Origin of the sequence: Deinococcus ficus (assembly GCF_003444775.1) — a bacterium.
Taxonomy (GTDB): Bacteria; Deinococcota; Deinococci; order Deinococcales; family Deinococcaceae; genus Deinococcus; species Deinococcus ficus.
Genome location: NZ_CP021084.1, coordinates 305,723 through 311,736 on the forward strand (window position 1 = coordinate 305,723; position 6,014 = coordinate 311,736).

The following is a 6,014-nucleotide window of genomic DNA, read 5'->3' on the forward strand; positions in this document are numbered from 1 at the left end:
GCGAGCAACGGGGGGCGAGGTCTGAGGGCACAGGTCGTGTCAGGTGTGCGTTCCCATTGCCTGCTTGTTCAGAGAACGGTCGTCTGCTGAGTTGCCGATGTTCTCAATCCGCGGCCTGCGGAAGCGCTGGGCGCAGGGGCAGTTCACTGAGCCGCTGCACCTTGACCGTCACGGCCCGCCCAGTGCGGGTGACCTGACCCTGCACGATCAGGGCCCGGGCGTCCCTCAGGAGCACGCGGTTCGCTTCCCAGAGGTCCGGGCTGATGATCGCCTGCACCCGCGCGGTGGCGTCCTCCAGCACGTAGAACGCGAAGCCCTTCGCGGTCGGCGGCCGTTGCCGGGCCACGATCACCCCAGCCGCCCAGACCGTCTCGCCATGCCGGAGGCCCGCCAACGCCTGACACCCGAGGTCCCGCAACCGGGCCCGGTGGGCGTCCAGCAGGTGCGCGCCGGACTCGCTGAGGCCCTTGGTCTCCAGGTCCAGATTCAGCTGTTCGGGCTCGGACATCTCGGACAGTTCAGGGACATCGGTGGAAACGTGAAGCAGGCCCCGCGTTCCCGGCTTCCGGGTATTGGCGACCGTATGCAGCACGTAGTACGCCTCCCGACGGTTCTTCTGCGCGTCGATGCGGTCGAACGCCCCAGCCTTCACCAGCGTCTCCAGTCGGTCCTTGGGCAGGTCCACCCGGTCGTAGAAGTCTTCAACACTTCTGAACTTCCCGCCCACCAGGCGTTCCTGCACGATCATTCGGGCGGCGTCCTCACTGATGCCGTCCACGGTCACCAGGGACGCGCGAATACTGCGCAGATTCTCGGCCCGCCAGGCCAGGCCGCTGCGGTTGATGTCCACCGGGGCGAGCTGCACTTTGCGCCGACGACACTCCTGAGCGATTGTCCCCGCCGGCCACATCCCCGGGGCCTCCGTGAGCACACCCGCGAAGAAGGCGGCCGGGTGGTAGTGACGCATGTACGCACTGGCGTAGCTGTGCTGCGCGAACGCGTGCGCGTGGCTCTCCGCGAACCCGTACCCCCGGAACGCCGCGCACATGCCGAAGATCTCCTCGGCTTCCTCGGGGAACGCGCCCACCGTCTGCGCCGCCCCAAGCACGAATTCCGCCTTGAGTTGCTGCAACTCGGCTTCGTCTTCGACCTTGCTGAGCCGGCTGCGGAACCGGTCCGCTCTCGGCCAGTCGTACCCGGCGAACTGCACCGCGATGCGCAGAATCTGCTCCTGGAACATCAACGTGCCGTGGGTGGCCCGGAGGATGCTGCGAATGGGTTCCATCTGCTCGGGGACGGGTTCCTCCCCTCTGGCACGCCGGACGTACGGGTGCACAGTCCCGCTCTGAATCGGTCCCGGGCGGACCAGGGCAATCTGGTGCGCCAGCTGTTCCATGGTCTTCGGCTGGAGGCGGGCGGTCATCTGCACCTGGGCGGGGCTCTCGATCTGGAAGAGCCCCATGGTGTCCCCACTGCTGATCTCCGCCCACACCCGTGGGTCGTCGGGCAGGTCCCCGTACGGCATCCACTGACCGGTCAGACGCAGCACCTCCTCCCGTGCCCGTTCGAGGGCGGCGAGCATGCGCAGGCCGAGCAGGTCGAGCTTGATCAGCCCCAATCTCTCCACATCATCCTTGTCGAAGGTCAGCATCCGGATGCCCCCGGAGCTCCGCATCAGGGGGGAATAACGCGTCAGGGACGCGCTGCTGAGCACCACGCCGCCACTGTGTGGGGCAAGATGCCGAGTAAATCGGGCTTCGACCCGTTCCAGCAGTTTCAAGAGGGCTTCTTTGATCGGCGCATCCCCCAGCACCTCGCAGAAAATCGAGTCCGCTTCCCTAACCCGGTGCGGCCGGTGGTGGCGGAAATCCCGCCCCAGAGCGCGACTCAGCCGGTCCCGCAACTCTGGAGGCAGCCCCAGGGCCCGTCCCAGGTCCTGCACCGCGCTTGGTAGCCGGTACGTGATCCGGTTGGCCACCATGGCCTCCCCGGCGCCGGTCATGCCCCAGCGTTCCTCCACCCACCTGAGCACCTGGTCGCGCCGGGAACTCGCGATGTCGAAGTCCACATCGGGCATGCTGGTCCGGCCCGTGTGCAGGAAGCGCTCGAACAGCAGGTTGTGTTTGAGGGGATCAGTCAGGGTGATGCCGAGCACGTAGCAGAGCACCGACCCAGCCGCGCTGCCTCGCCCGGCCGCGAGGATGCCGTGTGCCTTGCAGTAGTCCGCCACTTCCGCGGCCGTGAGGAAGAAGCCGGCCATGTCGAGTTCCGCGACTGTCGCCAGTTCGGACTGGAGGCGTTCAGTGGCCTGAGACAGAGACACGTCACCCTCACGTGAGCCCTTCAGTGCCTCGGTGACACACTCGTTGTATTTCTCGGCGGCCGCCGCCAGAGCACGCTCTTCGAGGGCCGCTTGAGGGGTCATCCCAGGGGGCAGGGTTGGTTCCGGGCTGTGCAGCCGTTCCGGGAGCAGGTCCCAACGACACACCTGAGCGATTCGGGCGGCATTCAGCGTCCCATCCGGGAACGGCAGCAGCTGTCCCCAGTGTTCCGGCGTCTCGATGCTCAGCGCGTCGTTCCGTGGCCGTTCCGGGTGCGGCGTCTGGACGTCGATGCCCAGCCGCGCGCATGTCAGGGCGTCCAGCAGCGGGTAGTCCTCCCGGTCGGCCATCCGGATCTCCGGGGCAGCCACGACCGGCAGTTCCAGGTCCCTGGCCAGGCCGCGCAGGTACTCCAGCCGCCGGCGTTCGTTCGGCGCTTCCCCGTGGTACAGCTGCACGTACAGGCCCATCGGGAAGATGCCCTTGAGAGCGGTGAGGTGCCGGGCGGCCAGCGCGAGCTCCTTGCGCTCTCCAAGCAACGTGGGGAAACCGCCGCGGCCGCCGGTCAGGCAGACGAGGTGCTCCTGGCCCCTGAGCTCCTCGATCACTGCCCAGGGCAACCCGGCGTTGTGCTGGAGGTTGATCAGCGTCACCAATTCGCACAGTGTTTCGTACCCCTCCCGCGACGTCGCGAGCAGAATCATGGGGAACGTTTCACTGGGTTGGCGGCCGACCGCGGGGAAGATCACCGGAAGGGTCACCCCGACAACGGCTGAAATACCCAACTCGCTTGCGACGTCGTGGAGTTCCACAGCACCGGCGAGGCTGCACCAGTCCGCCAGGCCCACTGCGGTGAATCCGGCCGCGGCCGCGCGCTGCACGAGGCGCCGGGGGCTCACGGTGCTGCGTCCCTCGCTGAAGTAGCTCTGGCAGCCGATCAGGACGTCCAGTCGGGGCGGGTCCATGCTCAGTCCTGCAGTCTCGCCAGCCACCAGGTCCCCCCGCTGACCGCCTCATGGTGCAGCTCGGCGACGAGGGGACCGGCCTGCACGAGGTAGCAGTCGCGGATCTCCTCACCCTGCCACCAGCGACCCCCGGCCCGCCAGCGGTCGAGGACGACCTGCACGGGGTAGGCGCGGCCTTCCCAGTACAGCTGCCGGGGGGACCCGTCGGCGCGGATTTCCACGGTCACTTCGCGCTGGTAGGCCTTCATGCGTCGGCCTCCCGGGCGGTCTGCTCGAAGAAGGCCAGCATGCGCTCGGCGGCCGCTTCACGGCGCTTCATCGGCGTCAGAGGAGCAGAACGGGTGGGGGTCATGGCCGTGACGCGGACGTCTCCGGTGAGCCAGTCCACCCACTGGTACTGCTGATCCGTGGCGTACGCCCAGGGGTCCAGCCAACGGACACGGACCAGTGCGTCCGGGAAGCGGTCCAGAACGTCTTTGGTCACCTCCAGTTCGGCGATGCCCGCCCACAGGCCGACCATCCGGGCGGGTTGCTGCAGGCCACTGAACTGCACGGACAATCGGTCGATCCCCAGCGGCAGCGCCTGGGTGTCCTCCAGGGCCAGCAGGGCAATCCGGCGCAGGGCCTTGCTGTCCAGCGGCCACTTGAGCTTTCTCGTGGCGGTGAGGCAGCCGCCGATCGTGTCCGCGTGAAGGGTCAGGTACGCCGCAGTCCGGCCGCGCAGGGTCTCGACGACACTGGGGAGCAGATCCTGCAGGGCGGCCTCCGTCTCAGCCGGCTCCAGGAGGGGCTGATCGAAAGCGAGGCCGGCCTCGATGATCTGGCCGGGCGTGTATCTCGGCAGTGCCGTGGTCCGTTCCCCTTTGAGGAACCGATTCACGCGCTTCCCGACGTCAACGCCGAGGAAGGCTTCTCGTTGCGCGGCACTCCAATTCCACAAGTCCGCAATACCTCGCACGCCCAGGAATCGCAGGCGCTCGGCGTAAACCGGCGTCAGGCCGGCCACGCTCAGGCCTTCAATGGGGGTGAGCTGCAAGAAGGCCTTCTCGGCCGGACCAGCCTGGATCTCCCGGATCTCGCCCGGCTTGGCCCGGAGCGAAGCAAGGTACGCGAGTTCCATGCTGTCTGCGAGCCCGACCGGAGCGTGCAGGGCCGCGGCGAGTTCACGCGCGGTCTGCGCGCTCACCTTCAGGTACGCCAGGCCGGGGGACTTGCCTTCGATGCGGTCGCTGTATCTCGCGTACAGGTCTTCCAGGAGTTCGTTCCAGGTCGCCTGCTGTACGGGGGCGGCGATGACTTCCGCGTGGAGTTCGGGGACCCGGCTGATCGCGGCCAGATCCCGCATGTTCGTCTGTACCCCTCCGCTTACGGCGTCCGGGCTGGCATGCAGGACCTTCCTCAGTCTTCCCTCGCCCAGCACGGCCACCGGCACGCCCGGGTGCTGCCGTTGGAGCAGCACGAGTGGCCAGGGGGTGAGGTTCAGGCAGGCGATCATGCTCAGCCTCGGCCCCGGGTGGGGACCATGCCGACGCGGCCGATCATCTTGCCCTGAATGGTGACCTGCTCCGCCGGGAAGCTCATGCGGGGGTGGTCAGGATTCTCGCTGATCAGGATGATCACGTCGTGGAAGTGCAGCACGCGTTTGAGCGTCGCCGTGTTCTCGCCTGGGATCAGGACCACGGCGACCTCCCCGTCCTGCACGGTGCTGGCAGGGCGGACGAGGACCCAGTCGCCGTTCATGACGCCGATGCCGGTCATGCTGTCCCCCCGGACCTCGAGGAGGAAGTCTCCGTCGCGGACGCCCAGGAGGGCGTCAAGACTGGGGGTGGTCTGGTCGGGGGCTTGTTCGGCGAGGATGGGGCGGCCGGCGGCGATCTGGCCATAGATGGGAATGCCGATCTGCAGGATCTGGCGGGCGCGGTCGGTGAGGGTCAGGGGCGCGTAGCGGCCGGCGGACTCTTCGAGGTAACCGAGGGTGCGCAGGGCGGTGACGTGGTTGGAGATGGCGGCTTTACTGACGCGGGCTTTTTCGGCGACGCGGGTGGTGGTGGCGTCCTTGCCGAGGCTGAGGATCAGGCTCAGCAGCCGGGTACGGGTGGGGGTGAGTTCTGGCGGCATGGGCGACTCCTGGGGGTGGGGAGGAGCCCCGGCGGAGGGAGGACGCGGAGGAAGGTGACCGGGGTGACCTTAGGTTGCGCCGGGGGGTTAACTCGTGTCAACCTGTTCATGAGGTGAAATCTTGATGATTGAATCCGCTCAGGACGTAAACGACACTCCGACCCCCGCCTTCACCCGGCAGATCGAGATCCGCCTGGCGCAGCCCGCCCCCCGCGTGCGCTACGAAAAAGGCAAGCCGGTCAAGGAACCGACCCCTGACATGGACCGCGTCATCCGCGCCATCGAGGACGACATTACGGCCGCCGTGCAGGCCGTGTACGGGGCTGAGACCGAGGTGATGCTCACCGCGGCCAAAGCGGCCGACATCCGCCTCACCGGCACCTTCCAGGAGAAACCCGGCGTCATCCGCGAACGGGTCGGGGAAATCCTCGCGGGGACCTTCGACAACCTCGACCTCGGCAGCGAGTAGGATTCCTCCCCCGCGCCGGGCCAGGAGGCGGTTCCGCCTGTCAACCCCGGGACGCGCTTTCCATTGCAGGGGCGCGCCCTTCGGACGGGCCCGCACTCAGGCCAATGACTCTCACCTCCGCAGGAGGTCAGCCGGGCCGGC

5 protein-coding genes are annotated in these 6,014 nt (G+C 67.7%); 1 reads left to right on the forward strand and 4 read right to left on the reverse strand.

Going from position 1 to position 6,014, the window contains the following annotated elements; translation table 11 throughout:
• Positions 1 to 103: 103 nt before the first annotated feature.
• The 4 genes from dnaE to DFI_RS19965 are packed head-to-tail and all read right to left on the reverse strand — an operon-like array spanning position 104 to position 5,404.
• The gene (gene dnaE / locus DFI_RS19950) at positions 104 to 3,286 is read right to left on the reverse strand and encodes a DNA polymerase III subunit alpha (protein WP_244940419.1); all 3,183 of its coding nucleotides are present in this window, start codon (positions 3,284 to 3,286) and stop codon (positions 104 to 106) included.
• Between the two features lie 2 nt (positions 3,287 to 3,288).
• Positions 3,289 to 3,534 carry a DUF6504 family protein gene (locus tag DFI_RS19955; RefSeq protein WP_027464398.1) on the reverse strand — a complete coding sequence of 82 codons (246 nt, stop codon included), beginning with the start codon at positions 3,532 to 3,534 and terminating at the stop codon, positions 3,289 to 3,291.
• Positions 3,531 to 4,781: a DNA polymerase Y subunit UmuC family protein gene (locus tag DFI_RS19960; protein WP_027464397.1), complete on the reverse strand. Its 1,251-nt coding sequence runs from the start codon at positions 4,779 to 4,781 to the stop codon at positions 3,531 to 3,533. The genes DFI_RS19955 and DFI_RS19960 overlap by 4 nt, the downstream gene beginning before the upstream one ends.
• 2 nt (positions 4,782 to 4,783) lie before the next feature.
• Positions 4,784 to 5,404: a LexA family protein gene (locus tag DFI_RS19965; RefSeq protein ID WP_027464396.1), complete on the reverse strand. Its 621-nt coding sequence runs from the start codon at positions 5,402 to 5,404 to the stop codon at positions 4,784 to 4,786.
• Between the two features lie 124 nt (positions 5,405 to 5,528).
• Between DFI_RS19965 and DFI_RS19970 the strand changes: the two genes are divergently transcribed.
• The gene (locus tag DFI_RS19970; RefSeq protein WP_027464395.1) at positions 5,529 to 5,873 is read left to right on the forward strand and encodes a hypothetical protein; all 345 of its coding nucleotides are present in this window, start codon (positions 5,529 to 5,531) and stop codon (positions 5,871 to 5,873) included.
• The last annotated feature ends 141 nt before the right edge of the window (positions 5,874 to 6,014 follow it).

What these genes read in the sequence shown, in the direction of transcription:
- dnaE (WP_244940419.1), bottom strand. Translation starts at nt 3,286, where the DNA reads ATGGACCCGCCCCGACTGGACGTCCTGATCGGCTGCCAGAGCTACTTC.
- DFI_RS19955 (WP_027464398.1), bottom strand. Translation starts at nt 3,534, where the DNA reads ATGAAGGCCTACCAGCGCGAAGTGACCGTGGAAATCCGCGCCGACGGG.
- DFI_RS19960 (WP_027464397.1), bottom strand. Translation starts at nt 4,781, where the DNA reads ATGATCGCCTGCCTGAACCTCACCCCCTGGCCACTCGTGCTGCTCCAA.
- DFI_RS19965 (WP_027464396.1), bottom strand. Translation starts at nt 5,404, where the DNA reads ATGCCGCCAGAACTCACCCCCACCCGTACCCGGCTGCTGAGCCTGATC.
- DFI_RS19970 (WP_027464395.1), top strand. Translation starts at nt 5,529, where the DNA reads ATGATTGAATCCGCTCAGGACGTAAACGACACTCCGACCCCCGCCTTC.